The following is a 22,499-nucleotide window of genomic DNA, read 5'->3' as shown; positions in this document are numbered from 1 at the left end:
TGAAAGTAGTCAACTAAAAGCGTTAAACTACACACAACTAAAAACGTTAAATTCACTCTATATTATTCCCGCAGCGCGGGAACATTATTCCGGTGCTACGGGAACAACCCTCCAGCGCAACCGGAACAATGTTCCGGTGCTACGGGAATTTTCTTGTTTTTGCGAGATGTAAAAACCACATTTGCGAGATATAAAACTACATTCAACGCATCGGATACAGACATACATAGAGTAGAAGTTGCAAACGTCTGTGTATTAATAAAAAAAAGCGTAAGAAAAAAACGTAATAATCTGAAATATCAGAAAAAATTATTAATTTTGTATTTTGAAAGAAATGTGAGTAAATGGAACAAGAAATAAGAGTCATTGTTAGTGGCGGTGGCACCGGTGGACACATCTTTCCAGCCGTGTCGATAGCCAATGCAATAAAGTCGAAATGCCCCAACGCGAAGATACTCTTCGTTGGAGCCCTCGGACGTATGGAGATGCAGCGTGTGCCCGACGCAGGTTACGAGATAGTAGGTCTGCCGGTGAGAGGATTTATCCGTCCGCTGTGGTCGCCTCGTAACATCGGTGTTGCGCTCGACTTCCTCCGCAGCAAGCGAATGGTGCGCAAGACAATCCGCGAGTTTGCCCCGGATGTGGTGGTAGGCGTAGGCGGATATGCCAGTGCCGCTACGCTCGATGCTGCCAGTGCTATGGGTATCCCGACACTTATACAGGAACAGAACTCATACGCTGGCGTGACTAACAAGCACCTCGCTGCCAAGGCACGCAAGATATGTGTGGCATACGACGGCATGGAACGCTTCTTCCCAGCCGAGAAGATAATCAACACAGGCAATCCAGTGCGCCAGAACCTCATCGAGACAACCATCTCGCGCGAGGAGGCAGTGCTTAGTCTCGGGCTCGACCCCGCAAAGAAGACAATACTTCTCGTAGGTGGTAGCCTTGGAGCTCGCACCATCAACGAAAGCGTGCTGCAGCACCTCGACCTCGTAGAGCATAGCGGTGTGCAGTTTGTATGGCAAACAGGCAAATACTACAGTGCAGCAGTGGCAGCGCAGCTCAAGGCGCACAAACCGCTGCCTATGCTGAAGGTGATGGACTTCATCAGCGATATGGGAGCCGCATACAAAGCTGCCGACCTCGTGATAAGTCGTGCAGGAGCAAGCTCCGTCAGTGAGTTCTGCTTGATAGGCAAACCCGTAATCCTCGTGCCTTCGCCAAACGTGGCTGAGGATCATCAAACAAAGAACGCTTTGGCACTCGTCAATAAAGACGCAGCCCTCTACGTGAAGGATGCCGAAGCACCGGCAACACTGCTCCGCCTCGCTATTGATACCGTGAACGACGCAGAACAGCTCGCACAACTCACAGCGAACATTAAAAAACTCGGCAAGCACAACTCTGCCGACGTAATAGCCGACGAGGTACTGAAACTCGCCAATAAACAGTAAAAAGACAAAAATGGAACTCAAAGATATTAAAGCCGTATATTTCGTAGGCGCAGGTGGCATCGGCATGAGCGCCATTGCACGCTATTTCATTCGCAAGGGCTTGGTAGTGGCAGGCTACGACAAGACACCGTCTGAACTGACAAAGCAGCTCGAGCGCGAAGGCGCACTCCTCCACTATGAGGAGAACATAGACGATATACCACACGCTTGTCGCGACCCGAAGTCGTGCCTCGTCATCTATACACCGGCGATACCAGCCGACCATAAGGAGTTGCAATACTTCCGCGAGAATGGTTTCACCGTGGAGAAGCGCGCACAGGTGCTCGGCACACTAACACGCACACATAAAGGACTCTGTGTGGCTGGCACACACGGCAAGACATCAACATCAACCATGTGTGCACACATCATGCACCAGAGTCATATCGACTGCAACGCATTCCTCGGAGGCATATCGAAGAACTACGGTTCCAACTACATAATCTCGGACGAAAGCGACTATGTAGTGATAGAAGCCGACGAGTTCGACCGCTCTTTCCATTGGCTTCGCCCGTGGATGAGTGTCATCACAGCAACCGACCCTGACCACCTCGACATCTACGGCACAAAAGAAGCATACCTTGAGAGTTTCCGCCACTATACAACACTCATTCAGCCAGGTGGCGCACTCATCATACATCGCGACTTGGAGATGAAACAGGCGGTGCAGGAAGGTGTGAAGGTGTACGACTATAGCCGCCATGAGGGCGACTTCCATGCCGAGAATATCGTCATCGACAACGGAACAATCACCTTCGACTTCATCTCGCCAATAGAGAACGTGAAGGGAGTGAAGCTCGGACAACCCGTGCCAATCAACATCGACAACGGTATCGCAGCTATGGCGATGGCACAGCTCGCTGGATGCAACGCAGAAGAACTTAAGTATGGTATGAAGACATACCATGGCGTAGACCGTCGCTTCGACTTTAAGATAAACGACAGCCGACATGTGTTGCTCTCCGACTACGCACACCATCCGAAGGAGATATACCAAAGCGCAAAGAGCATACGCGAGCTGTATCGCGGACGACATATCACAGCGATATTCCAGCCACACCTCTACACTCGCACACGCGACTTCTATCGCGACTTCGCTGACGCACTTAGTCAGCTCGACGAGGTGATACTCACCGAGATTTACCCCGCACGCGAGCAACCTATCGAAGGCGTAACGTCGCAGCTCATCTACGACAACCTGCGCCCAGGGATGGAGAAGAGCATCATACGCAAAGACGATGTGCTCGACCTCGTAAGCAAGCGCGACTTCGACGTGCTCGTGATACTCGGAGCCGGCGATCTCGACAACTATATGCCACAAATAACTAAGATAATAGAGAATAAGAAGTGAAACTGTCCCGTAGCAAAATCTTCTTCGTTGTAAGTGATGTGCTGATAGCCGTTTACCTGCTCGTTGCCTTCTGCTCTTTCGATAAGAAAGGCGGAAACCACACCCCGTGCAATAAGGTGAGCATCGACATCGCCGACAACGTAACAAGCGGATTTATCGATACGAAGATAATAAAGGACAGACTGCAGAAGAACGGCATCTACCCAATAGGCAAAGAAATGTGCAAGATAGACACACGCCACATTGAGGAGATGCTCAGCAAAAGCCCGTTCGTGCAAACCGCCAATTGTTATAAGACAGAAGGCGGACACGTATATATCAGCGTCACGCAGCGTATGCCTGTGATAAGGATAAAAGCCGAAAACGGCGACGACTACTATGTAGACGATAACGACTGCGTGATGCCGACAACCCACTACACCAGCGACTTAATCATAGCCACGGGTAACATAAATCGCTGGTATGCCACCAACTATCTCTCGCCCTTAGGCAGAGTGATTATGGCAAACGAAATGTGGAAAAACCTCATTGAGCAAATCAATGTACTACCCAACTACAGCATCGAGATTGTGCCACGCATCGGCGACCACATCGTGCACATTGGCAGACTGCCCGACTGCAAGAATCGCACAGAGCGTTTCGCTGCAATAAAGAAGTTTATGGATGTGAAGATGACACGCCTATCGAAGTTCTATAAGTACGGACTTTCTACTGTGGGATGGAACAAATACTCGTACATCGACATCGAGTTCGACAACCAAATCATCTGTCGAAAGAAGTCGTCGAAACATGCATATGTAGCACCGGTAGCGATGCCTGTTGCTGTGCAACAAACCGCCGAACAGGCACAACCCACCGCCGAACAGGCACAACCTAACGCTACACCGACGCAGTCTACTACCGAACCGACGCAGGGTAAGAAGGAAACCACGAAATCTGCGGCTAAAGAAGTAGAGAAGAAGCCAGACAAGGCAGAAAAGAAGTCTGATAAGACAGAAAAGAAATCTGACAAGACTGATAAGAAGTCGGCTAAGTCAGATAAGAAGTCGAAAGACGATAAACCACAAAAGAAGAAATCAAGTAACAAACGATAATATAACACTCAACAAGATAAACGTATGGCAAAGGATTTAATAGTAGCTATTGAGCTCGGGTCGTCTAAGATGACCGGAATTGCCGGAAGAAAAAACCCCGATGGCAGCATTTCTATTCTTGCTGTCGCAAAAGAAGACTCCACCCAGTACATACGCAAGGGCGTAGCATATAATATTGAACGTACCGCACAGGGACTGAGCAATATAGTAAACAAACTAAAGAATACTCTTAAAACAGAAATAGCGCAGGTGTATGTAGGCATCGGAGGTCAGAGCATACATAGCGTGAAGAACCCCGTAATAAAGGAATTGCCACAGGACACAATCGTGTCGCAAGAGATGGTGAACGAACTCATGGACACCAATCGCAGCATGGTGTATCCCGACTACGAAATTCTGGATGCCATAACCGAGGAATACAAGGTGGGCGCACTCTTTCAGGACGACCCTATCGGCATTCAGGCAGAGCATCTTGAGGGCAACTTTCTCAATGTGTTGTGGCGTCGCTCGTTCTATCGCAACATCAACAAGAGTCTTGACAACGCTGGCATTAAGGTGGCAGAGATGTATCTTGCGCCGCTTGCAATGGCTGATAGCGTGCTCACCGAAGCAGAGAAGCGTGCAGGTTGCGTGCTCGTCGACCTTGGTGCCGAGACCACAACCGTATCGGTCTACTACCGCGACAAGCTGCGCAACATCGCCGTGCTGCCACTCGGTAGCTCGAACATCACAAAAGACCTTGAGTCGTTGCAGATGGACGAGGCTAACGCAGAGGCAATGAAGTTGAAGTACTCTTCGGCTATGACCAACGAAGAAGATATCGATGTCAACGCCACACTGCCCATCGGCGACGGTAGAACAGTGTCGAGCCGTCTGTTCATAGAAGTGGTGGAGGCACGCATACTCGAGATAGTAGAGAATGTGAAGTATCTCATCCCGAACGAACTCACCGACAAGTTGCTCGGCGGAATCGTGCTCACGGGTGGTGGTAGCAATATGAAGAACATCGAGAAACTCTTCCGTGAAGTGTTCGGCATGGACAAGGTTGACAAGGTACGTATCGCAAAGACCACCACACTTAATATCAACAAGAAAGACTCAGACGTTATCCTTGCTGAAGACGGCACAACAAACACCATCCTCGGCTTGCTCGCAAAGGGCGACATGAACTGCGCCGGACGCGCAATCAGTGACACACTCTTCGGCGAAGAGGATGAGAACGGCGAGCATACCACCACCATAACGCTCGATCCGAATGCTACTACTGGTACATCAGTAGCCAGTCAGGTCACAACCACAGGACCTGCACCTGCCGCTACACAGACCGCCACTACTGGCACAACAACAGTCGTAGAGGAGAAGGAAGAAGAGGAGGACGAGAAGGAGCCAGAACGTCCGAAGGACACAAAAATAAGCCGCTGGTTTGGCTCGCTCAAGAAGTTCGGACGCTCGCTCGTTGAGCCCGATGTCAATGAATAACCATTAATACGATTATTACTATGTCAGACAATATCAATCCAATGGTGGACTTCGGTGCACCAGAAAAAGAGAATACAATCATTAAAGTAATCGGTGTAGGTGGAGGTGGCGGCAACGCTGTCAACCACATGTACCGCGAGGGCATACACGATGTGTCGTTCGTAGTCAGCAACACCGATATTCAGGCACTCAACGACTCACCAGTGCCTATGAAGTTGCAGCTCGGTAAGGAGGGTCTGGGTGCAGGCAATAAGCCTGAAAAGGCACGCCAGGCAGCCGAGGAGAGCATCAACGACATCACAGCAATGCTTAGCGATGGCACGAAGATGACCTTTATCACCGCCGGAATGGGTGGTGGAACAGGTACGGGTGCTGCGCCAGTAATCGCACGTGTGTCGAAAGAACTCGACATCCTCACAGTAGGTATCGTAACCATTCCGTTCCGCTTCGAGGGAAAGAAGAAAATCAACCAGGCTCTCGACGGCGTGGAGGAGATGGCGAAGCACGTCGATGCACTTCTCGTTATCAACAACGAGCGTCTGCGCAAGATCTATCCTGAGCTCACCGTGCTCGATGCATTCGGAAAGGCTGACGACACGCTCAGCGTGGCAGCGAAGTCAATCGCTGAGATTATCACCAACCACGGACTCATCAACCTCGATTTCAACGATGTGAAGACGGTGCTAAAGGACGGCGGCGTGGCAATCATGTCTACAGGTTACGGCGAGGGCGAAGGACGTGTTAAGCAGGCCATACAGGACGCACTCAACTCGCCACTGCTCAACGACAACGACATCTTCAACTCGAAGAAGATTCTTCTTAGCATCAACTTCTCGAAGGACAGCAACAAGGACAACCCTGCAGCAGGCGGTTTGATGATGGAGGAGATGAACGAGGTGAACGACTTCATGGAGCAGTTCGGTTCAGACTTCGAGATAAAGTGGGGTATCGGACTCGACCCCGACCTCGGCAATAAGGTGAAGGTGACCATCCTCGCTACCGGCTTCGGTATCAGAGACGTTGACGGCATGGACTCGCACATCAAGAAGATTGTGCAGGAGAAGGACGAGAAGGCAACAGAGGAAGAGATACAGAAAGGCATACGTATGGGTATGTACTACCCCGACGGCAACGGCAAGTTCGTTGTGAAGCGTCGTCCGCACATCTTCCGCTTCCAGTCTGACGACCTCGACAACGAAGAGGTTATCCTGGCTATCGAGAACACTCCGACATACAAGCGCACACAGCAGCAAGTGAAGGAGTTGCGCCGCCGTCTGACCGACGAACGCGAAGTGGTGAAGCAGAAGGCTGATGAGGGCGTTGTGCGCACCATAACGTTCTAATAGAGCTGAACAGAGGCACTGCTTTAAGGGCAGCAAAAAACATAACACTACGTGTACAAACACTACTAAGGGCAATATCAAGACATCGTTACATGATGACTTGATATTGCCCTTTGTTGTTCTCTAGAAACGAGTTCTTTGTCGTTGAGGGAAACGCATGTCGGGTTGAATAAACGCAATATTGGTAAGTTCTGCCGTATTGGCGGTATGCGCCGTACGGAACATTATGCGTAACTTTGCAATCTGAAAAACGTAAAACATAAAACAAGCATGTACATAGAGAAGATAAAGTCGCCAGCCGACTTGAAAGGGCTGGACATAGAGGCGCTTAACATTGTGGCAGACGAGACACGCAGGGCGGTGCTCAACCGCGTGAGCAAGCACGGCGGGCACGTAGGTCCGAACCTCGGCTTCGTTGAGGCCACCGTGGCTCTGCACTACGTGTTCAATGCGCCGGTGGACAAGTTCGTGTTCGACGTCAGCCACCAGTGCTACCCACACAAGGTGCTTACAGGTCGCGCCGCAGGTTTCCTCGGCGATGTCGACGACATGAACGCCATATCGGGCTACTCGTCGCCGTCGGAATGCCCCGAGTACGACAACTTCGAGGTGGGACACACCTCCACATCCGTGAGTCTTGCCACCGGTCTGCAGAAGGCGCGCGACGTGAAGGGCACGCACGAGAACATCATAGCCGTCATCGGCGACGGCTCGCTCTCGGGCGGTGAGGCGTTCGAGGGTCTCGACGAGGCGTCGGAGCTTGGCACAGGCATCATCATCGTGGTGAACGACAACGAGATGTCTATCGCCGAGAACCACGGTGGAATATACAAGAATCTGCGTGCGCTGCGCGAGAGCAACGGAGCGTGCGAGCACAACTGGTTCAAGGCGTGGGGCTTCGAGTACACGTATCTTGAGGAGGGCAACGACATAGCGAAGCTCATTGACGTGTTCCGCAGCGTGAAGGACACCGACCGCCCCACAGTGGTGCACATACACACGGAGAAGGGTCACGGCTATGCGCCCGCCGTGCAGAACAAGGAGGCGTGGCACTGGGGGCTGCCCTTCAATCTCGACGACGGCTCGCGCCCCGTGCGCAATGCCGACGGCTCTATGCCCGACGTCGTGCCTGCGGAGGACTACGCCGTGCTGTTCAGCGATTGGATGCTGCGCGAGATGAAGCTCGACCCGACGCTCATCGCCGTCACGGCAGGCACGCCTGCCGCCGGCGGTTTCACAGCCGCAAAGCGCAAGGAGGCGGGTTCGCAGCATATAGACATGGGTATAGCCGAGGAGCAGGCTGTAGCAATGATATCGGGCATGGCGAAGGGCGGACTGCATCCCGTGTGGACTGTATACAGCACCTTCATACAGCGCACCTACGACCAGATAGCGCAGGACCTCTGCATCAACGCCAATCCGGCTGTCATCAACGTTGTGGGCGGCGGCGTGCGCTCCATGAACGACATCACGCACATCTGCCTGTTCGACATACCGATGCTCTGCAGTATCCCCGGTCTTGTCTATCTTGCGCCCACTACCTGTGAGGAGTATTTCGCCATGCTCCGTTGGGCTATAAAGCAGGAGAAGACGCCCGTTGCGCTGCGTGTTCCGACGGGCGAAGTGGTGCACACTACTGAGCAGGTTGATGCCGAGTACGCCTGCGAGCCGCAGTACAAGGTGGCGCACAGAGGCTCGAAGGTGGCTGTAGTTGCAGCCGGTTCGTTCTATCAGAAGGGCGAGAGCGTCGTCGGTCTGCTCGCCGAGAAGGGCATCGACGCAACGCTCATCAACCCGCGCTACCTTAACGACGTTGACGCTGCTACGCTCGATGCGCTGAAGCCCGACCATCAGCTCGTGGTGACGCTCGAAGACGGCTGCAAGGACGGCGGATTCGGCGAGCGCATCGCCGCCTACTACGGCACTTCCGATATGAAAGTGCTCGTATGCGGCGTGAAGAAAGGTCTCTACGACCGCTTCGACGTCGAGCAGTTGCTCTCCGACAACCGCCTGCTCGACGCTCAGATTGTAGAAGATGCGCTCGCAGCTTTAGGTGAATAAGCGCCCCGTGCTTGATACTTACAGATACGCAACGACCGACGCAGACATACGCGTCGGTCGTTGCGTATGTCTGCGTCGGTCGTTACGTATGTCTGCGTCGGTCGATGCGGATGGTTATAGCCTTTATATTTTTCTAACCTCTTCTATTATTGTCTTCTTCATGTCTTCCCATGATTCGTTGCACAACATCTTTGGCATTGGTTGCATTTCTGCATCCTCAAAATAAGTCAGGCTCATAAGGGCTCTGAAGAAGCTGTGATCGGGGTATTTGTCTTTGTAGAAATCAAGGAGTTCGGGCAATGTGTAGTGCTTTAGAAGGAAATAGACATCCACAAAATCCTTTCGTGTTCCTCGTCCTTCAATGGCGTTTATTTTCATTGCTGCGATGTCTTTTGTAGAAGCCAGTCGTATGCCGTCTTCTGAAACTGGGGTGTCTATCCACGGATAGCAACTATAGTGCACGAAGTCAACCTTTATTCCATTAACGGCATATATTCTGATTGTCTTCGTTTCTTTGATTGTCTCAACCTTACCATATTTGGAGAGTATTGCAAATGTATCTTCCTGTTCACATTCCAAGTCTCCAAAGAAGTCCAAGTCTATTGATTTGCGATGACCATACTGTAAAGCTAAAGCGGTTCCGCCTACCAATCTCATTTTAGAGAAGTCAGGTTCTTGCATTAACGCTTTTAAGAGTTCCAGTGTGTTGGGTTCGACTGTGCAATACGATAACATCTATAGTCCTCCTTTTTAGTATTTGAAATAGCACAAATATAGGATAGGCAGACGGGGTCTAAAGACCGTAAATTCATACAGATATTTACGATCTTTTCTTTTCCGTAGTAGTTTACCAATATGTTCCAATCGCTCCATTTACCGTATTCCAACACTCTTTGTACAAAGAACGAAGGGTACTTGTCCATGTCGGTTTGTGATATATCTACATCCCAAAACAACACAGGAGACAATTGTTCTTTACATTCTGTTCTGTCCATATATTTGTGCTATTTGTTTTTTCTACTCCAGATAAGTGTAGCCGTACAGTCCTGAGCGATAGTTGCTGAGGAACTCTTTGCCCTCTTCGAGCGAGATCTTGCCCGCCTTGACGCTCTTCGTCACCCATATCTCGAGCTGGCGCACGAGTTTCTTCGGGTTGTACTGTACGTAGTCGAGCACCTCCTCTACGGTCTCACCGTCGAAGATTTGGTCGATGTGATACGTGTCGTCCTTCACCGAGATGTGTACGGCGTTGGTGTCGCCGAAGAGGTTGTGCATATCGCCCAATATCTCCTGGTATGCGCCCACGAGGAACACGCCCAGATAGTACTCCTCGTTCTTCTTTATCGAGTGTACGGGCAGCACGTGCGATGCCTGTCGGTTGGTCACGAAGTTGGCTATCTTGCCGTCCGAGTCGCAGGTGATGTCCTGCAGCGTGGCGTTGCGCGTAGGGCGCTCGTCGAGACGCTGAATGGGCACGATAGGGAAGAGCTGGTCGATAGCCCATGCGTCGGGCAGCGACTGGAAGAGCGAGAAGTTGCAGAAGTACTTGTCGGCAAGCATCTTGTCGAGTCCGCGCAGCTCGTCGGGCATGTGCTTCATCGTCTTCGCCATGCTGTTCACCTCGCGGCAGATGCTCCAGTACATGCTCTCGATCTCGGCGCGGGTGCGCAGGTCGACGATGCCGTGCGAGAAGAGGTCGAGTGCTTCCTCGCGTATCTGCTCGGCATCGTGCCAGTTCTCGAGCATCGTGCGCGGACTGAGGTTGTCCCATATCTCGTAGAGGTCCTTCACGAGCTGGTGGTCGCTGTCTGTAGGCTCAAACTCCTCGCGCATCTGTGGCAGCGAAGTGGTCTCAAGCACGTCGATGATGAGCACCGAGTGGTGGGCAGACAGTGAGCGTCCGCTTTCGGTGATGAGGTTCGGGTGCGGTATCTCGTTCTTGTCCGATGCGTCAACGAAGGTGTACACGCAGTCGTTCACGTACTCCTGGATAGAGTAGTTCACCGAACTCTCTGAGCTCGACGAGCGTGTGCCGTCGTAGTCGACACCGAGTCCGCCACCGCAGTCGACGAAGTCGATGTTGTAGCCTAACTTGTGCAGCTGCACGTAGAAGTTGGCAGCCTCGCGCAGTGCGGTCTGTATGCGTCGTATCTTTGTTATCTGCGAGCCGATGTGGAAGTGGATGAGTCGCACGCAGTCGTGCAAGCCCTTCTCGTCGAGTATCTGCAGTGCTTGCAGCAGCTCCGACGAGCGCAGACCGAACTTCGATGCGTCGCCGCCGCTCTCCTGCCACTTGCCCGAGCCTGATGAAGCCAACTTGATGCGTATGCCGATGTTTGGACGTACGCCGAGTTTCTTTGCGGCAGTGGCGATGAGGCCTATCTCGTTCATCTTCTCAACGACGATGAAGATGCGTTTGCCCATCTTCTGCGCGAGCAGCGCCAGCTCGATGTAGCTCTGGTCCTTGTAGCCGTTGCAGACGATGATGGAGTCGCTCTGACACTGCACAGCGATTACGGCGTGCAGCTCTGGCTTTGAGCCACACTCCAGTCCGAGGTTGAACTTGCGTCCGTGCGAGATAATCTCCTCTACGACGGGCTGCATTTGGTTCACCTTGATAGGGTAGACGATGAAGTTCTCGCCCTTGTAGTTGTACTCCTCAGCTGCCTTCTTGAAGCAGCTCGATGTCTTCTCGATGCGGTTGTCGAGAATGTCTGGAAAGCGCAGCAGCACTGGCGGTGTCACGTCGCGCAGCTGCAGTTCGTCCATCACATCGCGCAGGTCGATTTGTACGTTGTCCTTGCAGGGTGTTACGTACATATCGCCCTTGTCGTTCACACCAAAGTAGGATGTGCCCCAACCGTTAATGTTGTAGAGTTCGCGTGAATCATCAATGGTCCATTTCTTCATCTCTCGAGTATTTTTCTCAGGTTTTCTATTGTTGTTTGTATTTTCGTGAAGTTGTCGAGCAAGTCGACGTTTAATGTATAATTAGCTTTTGAGTAGAACGGCTCGCGCTGTGCGAGTTGCTCCACGATGAACGTCCTCACCTCGTCGGGCGACTTACCGAGCAGCAGCGGGCGCACGCGGCGTCCCATCTGCAGATGCTCGTAGAGCACTTCGGGCGATGCCTTCAGGTACACCACCTGCGCCTGCGAGTTCATGTAGTCGATGTTGTCGTAGAAGCAGGGTGTGCCGCCACCGCATGAGACGACTACGTTTTCAAACTCCGCCACTTCGTGCAGCATGTTGTGCTCGATGCGGCGAAATCCTTCCTCGCCTTTCTCGTCGAATATCTGCTTTATGGTGCGGCGCATACGTGTCTCTATGTACCAGTCGAGGTCGTAGAACGGCACGCCGAGTTCCTGCGCGAGAGCCTTGCCGATGGTTGTCTTGCCAGCTCCCATATAGCCGATGAGGATTATTCTTGTCATTATTTCTTCTTGACTGTGGTGCGCTTCTTCGGTGCCGGTGGGTTCTTGATGATGTCCATGCACTGCTCGTAGGTCAGTTCGGCAGCCTTCTCGTGCAAGTCGCGCGGTATGCGGTAGTTGGCTCCGTCGTAGGCTATGTACGGGCCGTAGCGACCGTTGAGCACCTCGAGCTTCGGGTCTTCGTCGAACTTCTTCAGGTGGCGCTGCTCCTCTGCCTTGCGCTTCTCCTCGATGAGGCTGATAGCTGTGTCGAGTGTTACGGTCATCGGGTCCTCGTCCTTAGGCAGCGATACGTACTTCTTGTTGTGCAGCACGTACGGACCGAAGCGTCCTGCGCCTATGGTGACGGTCTTGCCCTCGTATTCGCCGATGGTGCGTGGCAGTTTGAACAGTTCGAGTGCCTCCTCCAGCGTGATGGTCTCCATGCTCTTGTCGGCAGGCATCTGCGCGAAGCGTGGCTTCTCGTCGTCATCGGCTGTGCCTATCTGCACCACTGGACCGTAGCGGCCTATCTTCACGAACACAGGGTGTCCGCTTACGGGGTCGGTGCCCAACTGGCGTTCGCCAGCCTTGTGCTCCGAGCGGGCGTTCATCACCTTGTCTACGGTGGGCTCAAACTCCTGGTCGAAGTGCTTCATCATGTCGGTCCACTCCTCCTTGCCGTCGGCGATCTGGTCGAACTGCTGCTCCACCTTTGCTGTGAAGTTGTAGTCCATGATAGCAGGGAAGTTCTCCATGAGGAAGTCGTTCACCACGATGCCTATGTCGGTAGGCAGGAGCTTGCCCTTCTCGTTGCCGGTCAGCTCCATCTTGCGTGTCGGTGTTATCTTGATGCCGCGCAGGGTGTCGATGACGTACGGACGCTCCTCGCCCTTCTTGTCGCCCTTGATGACGTATTCGCGCTGCTGAATGGTAGAGATTGTCGGTGCGTATGTTGACGGACGACCGATGCCCAATTCCTCCAGCTTGTGTACGAGGCTTGCTTCGGTGTAGCGTGTGGGGCCCTGCGAGTAGCGTTCTGTTGACGAAATTTCGCGGCGTGTGAGCACGTCGCCCTCCTTGATAGGCGGCAGGTTGTGGGCGAACTCGTCCTGCTGGTCAGCGTCGTCGTCGGTCGACTCGCGATATACCTTGATGAAACCGTCGAACTTCACTACTTCACCGTTAGCGATGAAGCGCTCGTCGAACTTCTCAGGACATACTGATAAAAGATCATTATTGGTTGGTGCACATGAGATGCTCACAGTAGTCTTCTCAATCTGCGCCTCTGCCATCTGGCTTGCTGCGGTACGCTTCCAGATGAGGTCGTAGAGTCGACGCTCCTGCGCTGTTCCTTCGATGGTGGTGTTCGCCATGTATGTCGGGCGGATTGCCTCGTGAGCCTCCTGCGCTCCCTTCGAGTGAGTGTGGAAGTTGCGTGGCGAGCTGTATTCTTCACCGTAGAGCTTTATTATCTCCTCCTTCGCTGCACCGATGCACAGGTTGGAGAGGTTCACGCTGTCAGTACGCATGTATGTGATGAGACCGCTTTCGTACAGACGCTGTGCCACCATCATGGTCTGCGACACTGAGAAGCCGAGCTTGCGGGCTGCTTCCTGCTGCAGCGTAGAGGTTGTGAACGGCGGAGCGGGCATACGCTTCAGTGGTTTCTTCGTCACATTGACTACGCTGAACTCTGCGTCCTTACACTTCTCCAAGAATGCGATTGCCTCCTCGTGTGTCGTGAAGCGCTTGTCGAGTTCTGTCTTCACCTCCGACTGCGATCCGTCGGCGTTTGTGATGGCGAATATGGCGTTGATGCGGTAGTAGGGTTCGCTCTTGAACTGCTGTATCTCGCGTTCGCGCTCTACGATGAGACGCACGGCTACCGACTGCACACGGCCTGCTGAGAGTGCCGGCTTCACCTTACGCCACAACACTGGCGAGAGTTTGAAGCCCACGATGCGGTCCAATACGCGGCGTGCCTGCTGCGCATTAACGAGGTTCATGTCCAGATGGCGTGGGTTCTCGATAGCTGCGAGAATTGCCGGTTTTGTAATTTCGTGGAATACGATGCGGTTCGTAGACGCTTCGTCCAGTCCGAGCACTTCGCAAAGGTGCCATGAGATGGCTTCTCCTTCGCGGTCCTCATCGGATGCGAGCCATACCTTGTCGGCTTTCTTTGCATTCTCGCGGAGGCGTTTCACAAGTTCCTCCTTGTCCTTCGGTATGACGTAAGCTGGCTGCAGCGTGTCTTTGTCTATGCTGAGTTCTTTCTTCTTAAGGTCGCGGATATGACCGTATGACGACATCACCTTGAAGTCGTCGCCCAAGAATTTCTCAATTGTCTTAGCCTTTGCGGGGCTCTCGACGATAACTAAGTTTTCTTGCATTTTCTATATTGTTCTTTAATTTGGGCGCAAAAGTAAGCATATTTTTCTATATACACATTATTATATATGGAAAATTATGTTTTATTAAAAAGCGATTGCCCCGTATCGGGGCGTTTCCTTAGCTGCTATGAATACGTATCGTGGCGCTTCTTCACAAACAGATGCTTTCTACCTCCTGCACTTGCTCGCTCCGAAAATGGCTGTCGCCGGTGATGATGATTGTATTGGAGCTGGTGGGCGTGAAGCGTGCGAATGCTTGCTCATCTATCTCGCCCGTACAGACGTAGTGAAGGTTGCCGATGCTGATGCGCTCGCCACGCCGACAGCCACGTAGGGTTACGCGGATGAGGTGGCGCTCGTTGGGCACGAGGTGCACTATGAGTGTGTCGGTACTCTGTTCGGTGAAGAGTGGGGTGTAGATGCGGCGCATGTGGGCAGCGTTGTCAACGAGTGGATTGATGCGCACGGGCGAGTAGCCACAGATGTCCTCGGCGGATATAGGGGTTGAGGTGGTGTTATGTTGAGATGGTGTAGTGTTGAGATGTTGAGGTGGTGTAGTGTTGAGATGTTGAGGTGGTGTTGTGGTGTGGTGTTGAGGTGGTGTGGTGTTGAGGTGTTGAGATGTTGAGATTTGCTCTACTGCCTGCCACAATGCTAACGGCTGATCTGTGTCTGTCCAGCGATAGGGGTAGGTGTTGCGGTTCATTGCTTCGCCGCCGTCGTGCGTCTGCCAAGTGTCGGCATGTCGACAAAGCCAGCCGTCGGTATCGTTCGTTGCGAAGTGCGAACTGTCGGCAGCGATGCCGTAGAAGCTGACGCTCACTTGTCGGCGTGTGCGTGTTGAAGGGCAGTAGAGTAGGGCGATGGCGTTGCTATCGGGGCGCAGAAAACGGCGCACGTCGTAGCTGATAGCCATGACAGTGGTGTCGTTCGGTGTGCGGTCGGGTGTGAAGAGGGCTGTCGACACGTTGCGCCCGTTCACGTAGAGCACGAACCGCCCCGTCGTGGCGACGTGTATGTATGCTGTGCGTGGCATATCCTGCTCTTCTATCACAAGCGTGCGGCGAAACCACACGTGCGATGTGTCGTCGGGCGCAGGGTGCGACATCCAACGACAACCGAAGTCGCCAGCCGTGGCGGTTGAGGCTGCGGCTGTGGCGGCTGATGCGATGAAGAGTATGAGGATATTTATTAAGCGGAGCATTTATGTGTCTTGTTAGTTGTGGAGGGCGTGTCGAAACTATAATCCTCTACTTGTTGTTCAAAAGGAAAGGCTTGTACCCGAAACTCCTTGAAGATTCATGGTACAAGCCTTTATGTGTGTTGACGTGTTTAAGCGTCAATGTTAGCGTATGTTGCGTGCTCTTCGATGAACTTACGGCGTGGTTCTACGTCGTCGCCCATGAGCATTGAGAATATCTCGTCTGCCTCAGCAGCGTTCTCGATAGTCACCTGGCGCAGCAAACGTGTCTTCGGGTCCATGGTTGTCTCCCAAAGCTGCTCTGCGTTCATCTCACCGAGACCCTTGTAACGCTGTGTGTGTATCGACTTGCCGTCGTCTACGCCACCTGCGTACTTGTCGAGGAATGCCTGGCGCTGCTGATCTGTGTAGCAGTACTCCTTCACCTTGTTCTTGTAGGTGCAGAGGTAGAGCGGTGGGTTGGCGATGTAGAGGTGTCCCTCCTGGATAACCTTCGGCATGAAGCGGTAGAAGAGTGTCATGATGAGTGTGTCGATGTGCGAGCCATCGACGTCGGCATCGGTCATGATGATAATCTTGTCGTAGCGCAGCTTGTCGATGTTTGCTTCCTTGTCGTCCTCACCCTCTACACCGAAGCGTACGCCGATGCTCTGGATGATGTTCATCACCGACTCCGACTCGAACACCTTATGCCACATCACCTTCTCTACGTTCAGAATCTTACCGCGCAACGGCAGTATGGCCTGTGTGTAGCGGTCGCGTCCCTGCTTTGCAGAGCCACCCGCAGAGTCACCCTCGACGAGGAATATCTCGCACTTCTTCGGGTCGCGGTTAGAGCAGTCGGCGAGCTTGCCGGGGAGTCCGCCGCCGGTCATCGGGTTCTTGCGCTGTACGCTCTCGCGAGCCTTACGTGCTGCGATACGCGCTGTTGCTGCAAGGATAACCTTGTCGCATATCATCTTCGCCTCCTTCGGGTTCTCCTCAAGATAGTTGGTGAGAGCCTCGCCTACAGCCTGCTGCACGGCACCTGCCACCTCGCTGTTGCCGAGCTTGGTCTTTGTCTGACCCTCGAACTGCGGCTCTGCCACCTTGATCGAGATTACGGCTGTGAGTCCTTCGCGGAAGTCTTCGCCTGCAATTTCTATCTTCGCCTTCTCAATCTGCTTCGAGATAGCAGGGTCGTTGTCGGCGTAAGTCTTCAGGGTGCGTGTGAGGGCTGCGCGGAAACCGGTGAGGTGTGTACCGCCCTCTATGGTGTTGATGTTGTTTACGTACGAGTGGATGTTCTCCGAGTAGTCGGTGTTGTACATCACTGCCACTTCGATAGGTATGCCCTGCTTCTCTGTCTTCAGATAGATTACGTCGTCGAAGAGGTGTGTGCGGTGGCGGTCTACGTAGCGCACGAACTCCTTGAGTCCGTCCTTAGCGTGGAACACCTCTTCGCGTGTCTTGCCCTCTTCGTTGGGGCGCATGTCGCGCAGGGTGATGCGGATGCCGGCGTTGAGGAACGCAAGCTCGCGCATACGGCGTGCTATGATGTCCCACTGGTAGTGGGTTGTGGTGAACACTGTTGGGTCGGGCCAGAACTGCTGGCGTGTACCGCGCTTGTCGGTCTCGCCTACTACCTTCACGGGGTAGAGCGGCTTGCCCTTCTCGTATTCCTGCTGGTATATCTTTCCGTCGCGGAACACCTGCGACTTCATGCGTGTCGAGAGTGCGTTGACGCAGCTCACACCCACACCGTGCAGACCACCGCTGACCTTGTATGAACCCTTGTCGAACTTACCGCCGGCGTGGAGCACTGTCATTACGACCTCCAGAGCCGACTTGTGCAGCTTGGCGTGCATGTCTACGGGGATGCCTCGACCGTTGTCCTGAACGGTGATTGATTCGTCTTCGTTGATTGTTACCTCGATGTCAGTGCAATAGCCTGCCATTGCCTCGTCAATAGAGTTGTCAACGGTCTCGTTCACGAGGTGATGCAGACCCTTTTCGCTGATGTCGCCGATGTACATTGCCGGACGCTTGCGCACGGCCTCAAGTCCTTCCAGAACTTGTATGTTACTTGCCGAGTAGTTGTTCTCGGTGTTTTGTATTTCTGCCATTTTCGATTATCTATGTTTGGACTACAAAAGTACTAATTTTCCGTGACTTACGGAAATATTAAGGCTTAAAAATGCGCAAACAAAAAAAAGGTCACACTTCGTTTGAAGTATGACCTTAGTATGGGGTTCTGTCAACACGCTCTTAGCCGAGCTTGCTGATATGCAGACACAAACTTGACTTCAAGTTTGCAGCTTTGTTCTTGTGGATAATGTTAGTCTTTGCCAACTTGTCCAGCATTTTCTGAACAGAAGGATAGAGCTTTACTGCCTCTTCCTTGTCCGTCATTGCGCGCAGCTTGCGAACTGCATTACGCATAGTCTTTGCGTAGTATCTGTTGTGCAAAGCCTTAACCTTGTCCTGACGGATTCTCTTAAGTGATGATTTGTGGTTTGCCATCTTGTTTTTTCAGTTTTTATTTTTTTTATTGTAGTCCCTAGGAGAGTCGAACTCCTCTTTAGAGAATGAAAATCTCTCGTCCTAACCGATAGACGAAGGGACCAACACTACTTGCATTTTTGCGGATGCAAAGGTACTGCTTTATTTTAAACCCACCAAATTTTCTTTGTTCTTTTTTCTTTAAATAGTGCTTTTTTCATTAATTTTGCCCTTAAATAGACCAAAACAATCAAAAAATGCTGGAAAAAACGCGCGCAATAGTGCTTAACTCATTGAAATACGGCGAGTCGCAAATGATTGTGGATATGTACACCGAAGGGCGTGGTCGTCTCTCTTTCATACAGCGCATACCGCGTCAGGGGCGTGCGGGCATAAAGAAGCAGTACTTCCAACCGCTTACCATCCTCGACATCGAGTTCGACTACCGTGCTACGCAGCGCTTGCATAAGTTGCGCTCGGCTGCGGTGGCTTTCCCGTTTCGCTCGTTGCCCTTCGATATGGCTAAGCTGTCGATAGCCCTGTTTGCGGCTGAGTTCACCATTTACGTCACGCGCTCTGAGCAAGCCGACCCTGCCCTGTATGCCTTCATTGAGCATAGTGTGCGGTGGTTGGATGCCTGTGACGGCAGTTTCGCCAATTTCCACATTATATATATGTTGCACCTCACGCGCTTCTTAGGCTTCTATCCTAACGTGGAGGATGCCACCAGCGCTTGCTGTTTCGATATGCGCGAGGGTTGTTTTGTGTCTGTGGCACCTCCTCATACCGACTTTCTACCTCCGCACGAGGCTGAGAAGATTGGTTTGCTGCTGCGCCTAAGCTACGCCACGATGCGCTTGTTGCGCCTCACACGCGAGGAGCGCAACCGTTGTGTCGACGTAGTGCTCGCCTACTACCGCCTGCACCAGCCCGACTTCCCCGATATGAAGTCGCTCGCGGTGCTGAGGGAACTGTTCGGGTAGCCCCTCCCAACCCTCCCCGTCGGGGAGGGCTTAGTTAGCTATGGCTTATCTCGGCTTAGTTAGCAAAGGCTTAGTTAGCAAAGGCTTAGAAAGGCCTAAAGAGGCTTAGTTCGGCTTAAACGCTGCCTTGTTTCGGCTTAAAGCTACCCCCATAAAAAAGAAAAATAATAACCATAAAAACCAAAAGATATGACAAAAATCCGCATTCCGGCAATGGACATCGCGCGTCGTCACCCGCTTTTCTTGAAGGGAACGACCGATGCTGCATACGCACGCTTTGCCTCAGACTTGGCAGAGCTGATGGAGAAACTGAACATTGAAGAATTTAAAGGCGACAATCTGCGTGAGCTCGCTATCGTGCTCACGATGTATTATGAGGATATGATTTCCGACCTCGGCATTTGGAACGCGCTCACCGATAGCTTCCAGGAGTTGTACGGTCGTCAGCTGCCTTTCTACGATGTAGACATGCAGAACTACTATCGCAACGAGCCGAACGTAGAGGACATACGCTTCCTCATCTGGCTGCTCATGACGCGCACCGAGCCGTCGGCTGTGGTGTCGCCCGACACGCCGGCTCTTGAGGCTGCTGCCCGCACAGCGTGCTCGCTCATGGACAAACGCTTCGAGGATATGCCCGTGAACGAGGAGTTGAAAGAGTTCTTTACAAAGGCTGAGTTTGCGCAGAACTTCTACGCGCAGCTCGACCTTATGAAGTGGTCGTACTTCGCTTGCTACGCTTCGTGCAACGAGAATGCGCCGATGCTCATACGCCAGCAGGCGCAGCGTCTCTCGTTCTCGCTCAACTGTCCGCCGCCCATCGCCGTGAACGTGGCTGAGAGCATCGCCATGTTCGAGAACCGCCTGCAACCGCTCGCTATGCGCCCGCAGGACTGGCTGGCACGCATCGTGCGCAACAACGGCAATGCTGAGGCTGCCGACAAGATCGCTTCGCAGCGCTATCTGCCGTTCGATTTCTATCTCATCACCGATGCCGTGAAGGGCGAGAGCATGACGTTCGAGTCGCTGCGTGGCGAGAAGTTCACGCTCAGCGACCACGGTTTGAGCCATCCGCAGCCGGAGTGTTACGACAGCAAGTCGGCAATGGCGTTCTTCGTGGAGTACGGTGGCGAGTTCTACATCGGCTCGCAGGGCTCTTGGTCGAACAACACCGAGGCGTTCGACGCAGAGAAGAAGACACGCAAGCAGAACACAACGCTCTGCATCGACAACCGTCGCAAGCTCATTGAGGAGAACAGTGGCTCGCCGTTGTTCTACTTCAACAATGCCGACATGCTGCGCCTGTTCCTCACCGAGCGTGTAGGACTTCCGAAGAAGACTGTGTCGCAGCTCACGCTGCCACAGGAGGAGATGGACTTCACCGTCTTTGTGCGCGAGTCGGACTTTAACGTGGTCTACTTCCCCAACGTGGCGCGACTCATCTGCGACCCACGCAACCCGCTCTACGATGCCGAGTATGCCAAGGCGAACACCTTCGGCAACATCTTCATGCTGCCGGGCGACATGCTCCGCTACCTCCACGAGCACGATATGCTGCCCGAGGCGCGTATCAACTGCTTCGGCGGTGAGGAGGAGGGCAAGAAGATTGTGAAGGACAACTTCGACTTCTTCGCACGCATGATGCAGGGTAGTGCTTACTAAGCATCGGCATCTGCGCATAAGCAGATGCCGATAATAATATAATGTAATAAAGAATTGGGTATTATGAATATAAAAAGTGTACTTGTGCTTTTGGCGTTCGGCCTGTCTGCCTGTAGCAGTGGCAGATATGCCGGTGTGCCGAAAGAGTATCATGCGTTGATTGATCGGACGATTGTCACGGCAGGCGACAATGCCAAGGAGTTGAAGAAGGCATTGAAGGAAGTGCCCCGCAACGAACGCGAGGGCATGGCGTTCCTCATTTCGTACATGCCGGAGCGCGACGCGAAGTCGCTCTCTGCAGACTTCCTCTTGGAGAATGTGCAGTACGCCTACAAGGCTCGCACCGAGTTTCCGTGGGCTAAGGAGGTGCCCGACAGCGTGTTCCTGAACGACGTGGTGGCTTACGCTAATCTGAACGAGAACCGCGAAAGTTGGCGTAAGGACTTCTACGAACGCTTCAAGAAGTACGTGGCTCCGTGCAAGACGATGCGCGAGGCTATCGACTCGGTGAACAAGAACGTGCGCGACGAGCTGCTCGTCGACTACAACACGAAGCGCGAGAAGCCCGACCAGGCTCCTTACGAGTCGATGCGCCAGCACATGGCTTCGTGCTCGGGTCTCTCAATCCTGCTTACCGATGCGTTCCGCGCCGTAGGCATTCCGTCGCGCGTGGCTGGCACTCCGGCTTGGCACGACGACCGCGGCAACCACAACTGGAACGAGGTGTGGATCGACGGTCAGTGGCGCTTCACGGAGTACTATCCTTCCGACGACCTCGACCAGTCGTGGTTCCTAACCGATGCCGGCAAGGCTATAAAGGAGGACGTAAGAAAGGCAATATATGCGGCTTCGTTCAAACCGACAGGCTGTTACTTCCCGTTGGTTTGGGATGAGAACATACGCTACGTTCACGCCGAGAACGTCACCGACCGCTATACGAGTCTCTACCGTGCGCAGCTCTCTGCCATGCCTGCCGACGGCAGCCACGTGGCTCTGCGCGTGATGGTGTTCAAGGACAAGGACCACGCCGAGGCTTCGGGCGACCGCGTGGCTACCAATCTCGATGTGTTCAAGGGCGATAAGCAGCTCTACGGCGGTCGCAGCACGGGCGCTACGCAGGACATGAACGATGTGCTTACGTTCAATGTGGAGAAGAACCAGCAGTACGTCGTGAAGTTTGTGAACGGCAAGGGCGAAATGCAGACGCAGACCGTGGACGTTGGCGATGATACCACGACGCTCAAGCTCTACATGCAGTAATCTTTCAGGGGGTGCACTTGTCTCAAGTGCACCAACGTAGTAGCAGTGCACCTTATGTTTTGTTGGTACACCTCGTGTTTTGTTGGTACACTTGAGACAAGTGTACCCCCTAATATATGTCGGTGCACTTGGCGTTTAAGTCATCGGACGGCGAACGCAATCTGATCGGATTGCGTTCGCCGTCTGCATGGATTGCGTTCGCCGTCTGATCGGATTGCGTTCGGTGAACGATGACCGAACAATAAGAGAAGGTGTGTCAAAACTCCCTTATTCTAAAAA

17 protein-coding genes and 1 tRNA gene are annotated in these 22,499 nt (G+C 52.9%); 9 read left to right on the top strand and 9 right to left on the bottom strand.

Features of this window, described 5'->3' with window-relative positions; all coding sequences use genetic code 11:
• Positions 1-344 precede the first annotated feature (344 nt).
• The 6 genes from murG (at position 345) to HMPREF0673_RS11010 (ending at position 8,827) form a co-directional block, all read left to right on the top strand.
• On the top strand, positions 345-1,460 hold the full coding sequence (gene murG, locus HMPREF0673_RS11035; RefSeq protein ID WP_007902355.1) for an undecaprenyldiphospho-muramoylpentapeptide beta-N-acetylglucosaminyltransferase: 1,116 nt from the start codon (positions 345-347) through the stop codon (positions 1,458-1,460).
• A 10-nt stretch (positions 1,461-1,470) separates the two neighbouring features.
• A complete protein-coding gene (gene murC / locus HMPREF0673_RS11030) occupies positions 1,471-2,850 on the top strand; it encodes a UDP-N-acetylmuramate--L-alanine ligase (RefSeq protein ID WP_007902353.1) in 1,380 nt (459 codons plus the stop codon).
• Positions 2,847-3,944 carry a hypothetical protein gene (locus HMPREF0673_RS11025; protein WP_007902352.1) on the top strand — a complete coding sequence of 366 codons (1,098 nt, stop codon included), beginning with the start codon at positions 2,847-2,849 and terminating at the stop codon, positions 3,942-3,944. Before murC ends, HMPREF0673_RS11025 begins: the two co-directional genes overlap by 4 nt.
• Positions 3,945-3,968: 24 nt before the next feature.
• Positions 3,969-5,423 (top strand): cell division protein FtsA, encoded by a 1,455-nt coding sequence (ftsA, locus tag HMPREF0673_RS11020; RefSeq protein ID WP_007902350.1) that lies wholly within the window; start codon positions 3,969-3,971, stop codon positions 5,421-5,423.
• A 20-nt stretch (positions 5,424-5,443) separates the two neighbouring features.
• Positions 5,444-6,766, top strand: a complete 1,323-nt coding sequence (gene ftsZ / locus HMPREF0673_RS11015) for a cell division protein FtsZ (protein ID WP_007902348.1) — start codon at positions 5,444-5,446, stop codon at positions 6,764-6,766.
• A 270-nt stretch (positions 6,767-7,036) separates the two neighbouring features.
• On the top strand, positions 7,037-8,827 hold the full coding sequence (locus tag HMPREF0673_RS11010) for a 1-deoxy-D-xylulose-5-phosphate synthase (RefSeq protein WP_007902344.1): 1,791 nt from the start codon (positions 7,037-7,039) through the stop codon (positions 8,825-8,827).
• A 123-nt stretch (positions 8,828-8,950) separates the two neighbouring features.
• Here the strand turns inward: HMPREF0673_RS11010 and HMPREF0673_RS11005 are convergent, their stop codons facing one another.
• The 9 genes from HMPREF0673_RS11005 to HMPREF0673_RS14370 all read right to left on the bottom strand — a co-directional run bounded on the left by HMPREF0673_RS11005 (position 8,951) and on the right by HMPREF0673_RS14370 (position 18,439).
• Positions 8,951-9,562 carry a nucleotidyl transferase AbiEii/AbiGii toxin family protein gene (locus tag HMPREF0673_RS11005; RefSeq protein ID WP_007902342.1) on the bottom strand — a complete coding sequence of 204 codons (612 nt, stop codon included), beginning with the start codon at positions 9,560-9,562 and terminating at the stop codon, positions 8,951-8,953.
• On the bottom strand, positions 9,517-9,822 hold the full coding sequence (locus HMPREF0673_RS15080; RefSeq protein ID WP_083825715.1) for a DUF6922 domain-containing protein: 306 nt from the start codon (positions 9,820-9,822) through the stop codon (positions 9,517-9,519). The genes HMPREF0673_RS11005 and HMPREF0673_RS15080 overlap by 46 nt, the downstream gene beginning before the upstream one ends.
• A 22-nt stretch (positions 9,823-9,844) precedes the next feature.
• Positions 9,845-11,737 carry a biosynthetic arginine decarboxylase gene (gene speA / locus HMPREF0673_RS11000; protein WP_007902336.1) on the bottom strand — a complete coding sequence of 631 codons (1,893 nt, stop codon included), beginning with the start codon at positions 11,735-11,737 and terminating at the stop codon, positions 9,845-9,847.
• Positions 11,734-12,261, bottom strand: a complete 528-nt coding sequence (locus HMPREF0673_RS10995) for a shikimate kinase (RefSeq protein WP_007902334.1) — start codon at positions 12,259-12,261, stop codon at positions 11,734-11,736. Before HMPREF0673_RS10995 ends, speA begins: the two co-directional genes overlap by 4 nt.
• Positions 12,261-14,633: a type I DNA topoisomerase gene (gene topA / locus HMPREF0673_RS10990; protein WP_007902332.1), complete on the bottom strand. Its 2,373-nt coding sequence runs from the start codon at positions 14,631-14,633 to the stop codon at positions 12,261-12,263. The genes HMPREF0673_RS10995 and topA overlap by 1 nt, the downstream gene beginning before the upstream one ends.
• 151 nt (positions 14,634-14,784) lie before the next feature.
• Positions 14,785-15,837: an alpha-L-rhamnosidase N-terminal domain-containing protein gene (locus HMPREF0673_RS13515; RefSeq protein WP_007902331.1), complete on the bottom strand. Its 1,053-nt coding sequence runs from the start codon at positions 15,835-15,837 to the stop codon at positions 14,785-14,787.
• Positions 15,838-15,965: 128 nt separating this feature from the next.
• Positions 15,966-17,939, bottom strand: a complete 1,974-nt coding sequence (gyrB, locus tag HMPREF0673_RS10980) for a DNA topoisomerase (ATP-hydrolyzing) subunit B (protein ID WP_007902328.1) — start codon at positions 17,937-17,939, stop codon at positions 15,966-15,968.
• 142 nt (positions 17,940-18,081) lie between these two features.
• On the bottom strand, positions 18,082-18,336 hold the full coding sequence (rpsT, locus tag HMPREF0673_RS10975) for a 30S ribosomal protein S20 (protein WP_007902325.1): 255 nt from the start codon (positions 18,334-18,336) through the stop codon (positions 18,082-18,084).
• A gap of 31 nt (positions 18,337-18,367) precedes the next feature.
• Positions 18,368-18,439: transfer RNA gene (locus tag HMPREF0673_RS14370), tRNA-Glu, on the bottom strand.
• Positions 18,440-18,572: 133 nt separating this feature from the next.
• Between HMPREF0673_RS14370 and recO the strand changes: the two genes are divergently transcribed.
• The 3 genes from recO (at position 18,573) to HMPREF0673_RS10960 (ending at position 22,220) form a co-directional block, all read left to right on the top strand.
• Positions 18,573-19,298, top strand: coding sequence for a DNA repair protein RecO (gene recO, locus HMPREF0673_RS10970; RefSeq protein WP_007902321.1), 726 nt, complete (start codon positions 18,573-18,575; stop codon positions 19,296-19,298).
• Between the two features lie 189 nt (positions 19,299-19,487).
• Positions 19,488-20,960 (top strand): DUF3843 family protein, encoded by a 1,473-nt coding sequence (locus HMPREF0673_RS10965; RefSeq protein WP_007902316.1) that lies wholly within the window; start codon positions 19,488-19,490, stop codon positions 20,958-20,960.
• A 63-nt stretch (positions 20,961-21,023) separates the two neighbouring features.
• The gene (locus tag HMPREF0673_RS10960) at positions 21,024-22,220 is read left to right on the top strand and encodes a transglutaminase domain-containing protein (RefSeq protein ID WP_007902313.1); all 1,197 of its coding nucleotides are present in this window, start codon (positions 21,024-21,026) and stop codon (positions 22,218-22,220) included.
• The last annotated feature ends 279 nt before the right edge of the window (positions 22,221-22,499 follow it).

The sequence above is a fragment of the Leyella stercorea DSM 18206 genome, assembly GCF_000235885.1.
In the GTDB taxonomy this organism is placed as follows: Bacteria; Bacteroidota; Bacteroidia; order Bacteroidales; family Bacteroidaceae; genus Prevotella; species Prevotella stercorea.
Note: the sequence above shows the minus strand (reverse complement) of the source record. Positions and strands in the feature narration are given on the sequence as shown.

Bases quoted from the DNA above. Each gene is read 5' to 3' on its own strand.
- murG (WP_007902355.1), top strand. From the start codon at position 345: ATGGAACAAGAAATAAGAGTCATTGTTAGTGGCGGTGGCACCGGTGGA.
- murC (WP_007902353.1), top strand. From the start codon at position 1,471: ATGGAACTCAAAGATATTAAAGCCGTATATTTCGTAGGCGCAGGTGGC.
- ftsA (WP_007902350.1), top strand. From the start codon at position 3,969: ATGGCAAAGGATTTAATAGTAGCTATTGAGCTCGGGTCGTCTAAGATG.
- ftsZ (WP_007902348.1), top strand. From the start codon at position 5,444: ATGTCAGACAATATCAATCCAATGGTGGACTTCGGTGCACCAGAAAAA.
- HMPREF0673_RS11010 (WP_007902344.1), top strand. From the start codon at position 7,037: ATGTACATAGAGAAGATAAAGTCGCCAGCCGACTTGAAAGGGCTGGAC.
- HMPREF0673_RS11005 (WP_007902342.1), bottom strand. From the start codon at position 9,562: ATGTTATCGTATTGCACAGTCGAACCCAACACACTGGAACTCTTAAAA.
- HMPREF0673_RS15080 (WP_083825715.1), bottom strand. From the start codon at position 9,822: ATGGACAGAACAGAATGTAAAGAACAATTGTCTCCTGTGTTGTTTTGG.
- speA (WP_007902336.1), bottom strand. From the start codon at position 11,737: ATGAAGAAATGGACCATTGATGATTCACGCGAACTCTACAACATTAAC.
- HMPREF0673_RS10995 (WP_007902334.1), bottom strand. From the start codon at position 12,261: ATGACAAGAATAATCCTCATCGGCTATATGGGAGCTGGCAAGACAACC.
- topA (WP_007902332.1), bottom strand. From the start codon at position 14,633: ATGCAAGAAAACTTAGTTATCGTCGAGAGCCCCGCAAAGGCTAAGACA.
- HMPREF0673_RS13515 (WP_007902331.1), bottom strand. From the start codon at position 15,837: ATGCTCCGCTTAATAAATATCCTCATACTCTTCATCGCATCAGCCGCC.
- gyrB (WP_007902328.1), bottom strand. From the start codon at position 17,939: ATGGCAGAAATACAAAACACCGAGAACAACTACTCGGCAAGTAACATA.
- rpsT (WP_007902325.1), bottom strand. From the start codon at position 18,336: ATGGCAAACCACAAATCATCACTTAAGAGAATCCGTCAGGACAAGGTT.
- recO (WP_007902321.1), top strand. From the start codon at position 18,573: ATGCTGGAAAAAACGCGCGCAATAGTGCTTAACTCATTGAAATACGGC.
- HMPREF0673_RS10965 (WP_007902316.1), top strand. From the start codon at position 19,488: ATGACAAAAATCCGCATTCCGGCAATGGACATCGCGCGTCGTCACCCG.
- HMPREF0673_RS10960 (WP_007902313.1), top strand. From the start codon at position 21,024: ATGAATATAAAAAGTGTACTTGTGCTTTTGGCGTTCGGCCTGTCTGCC.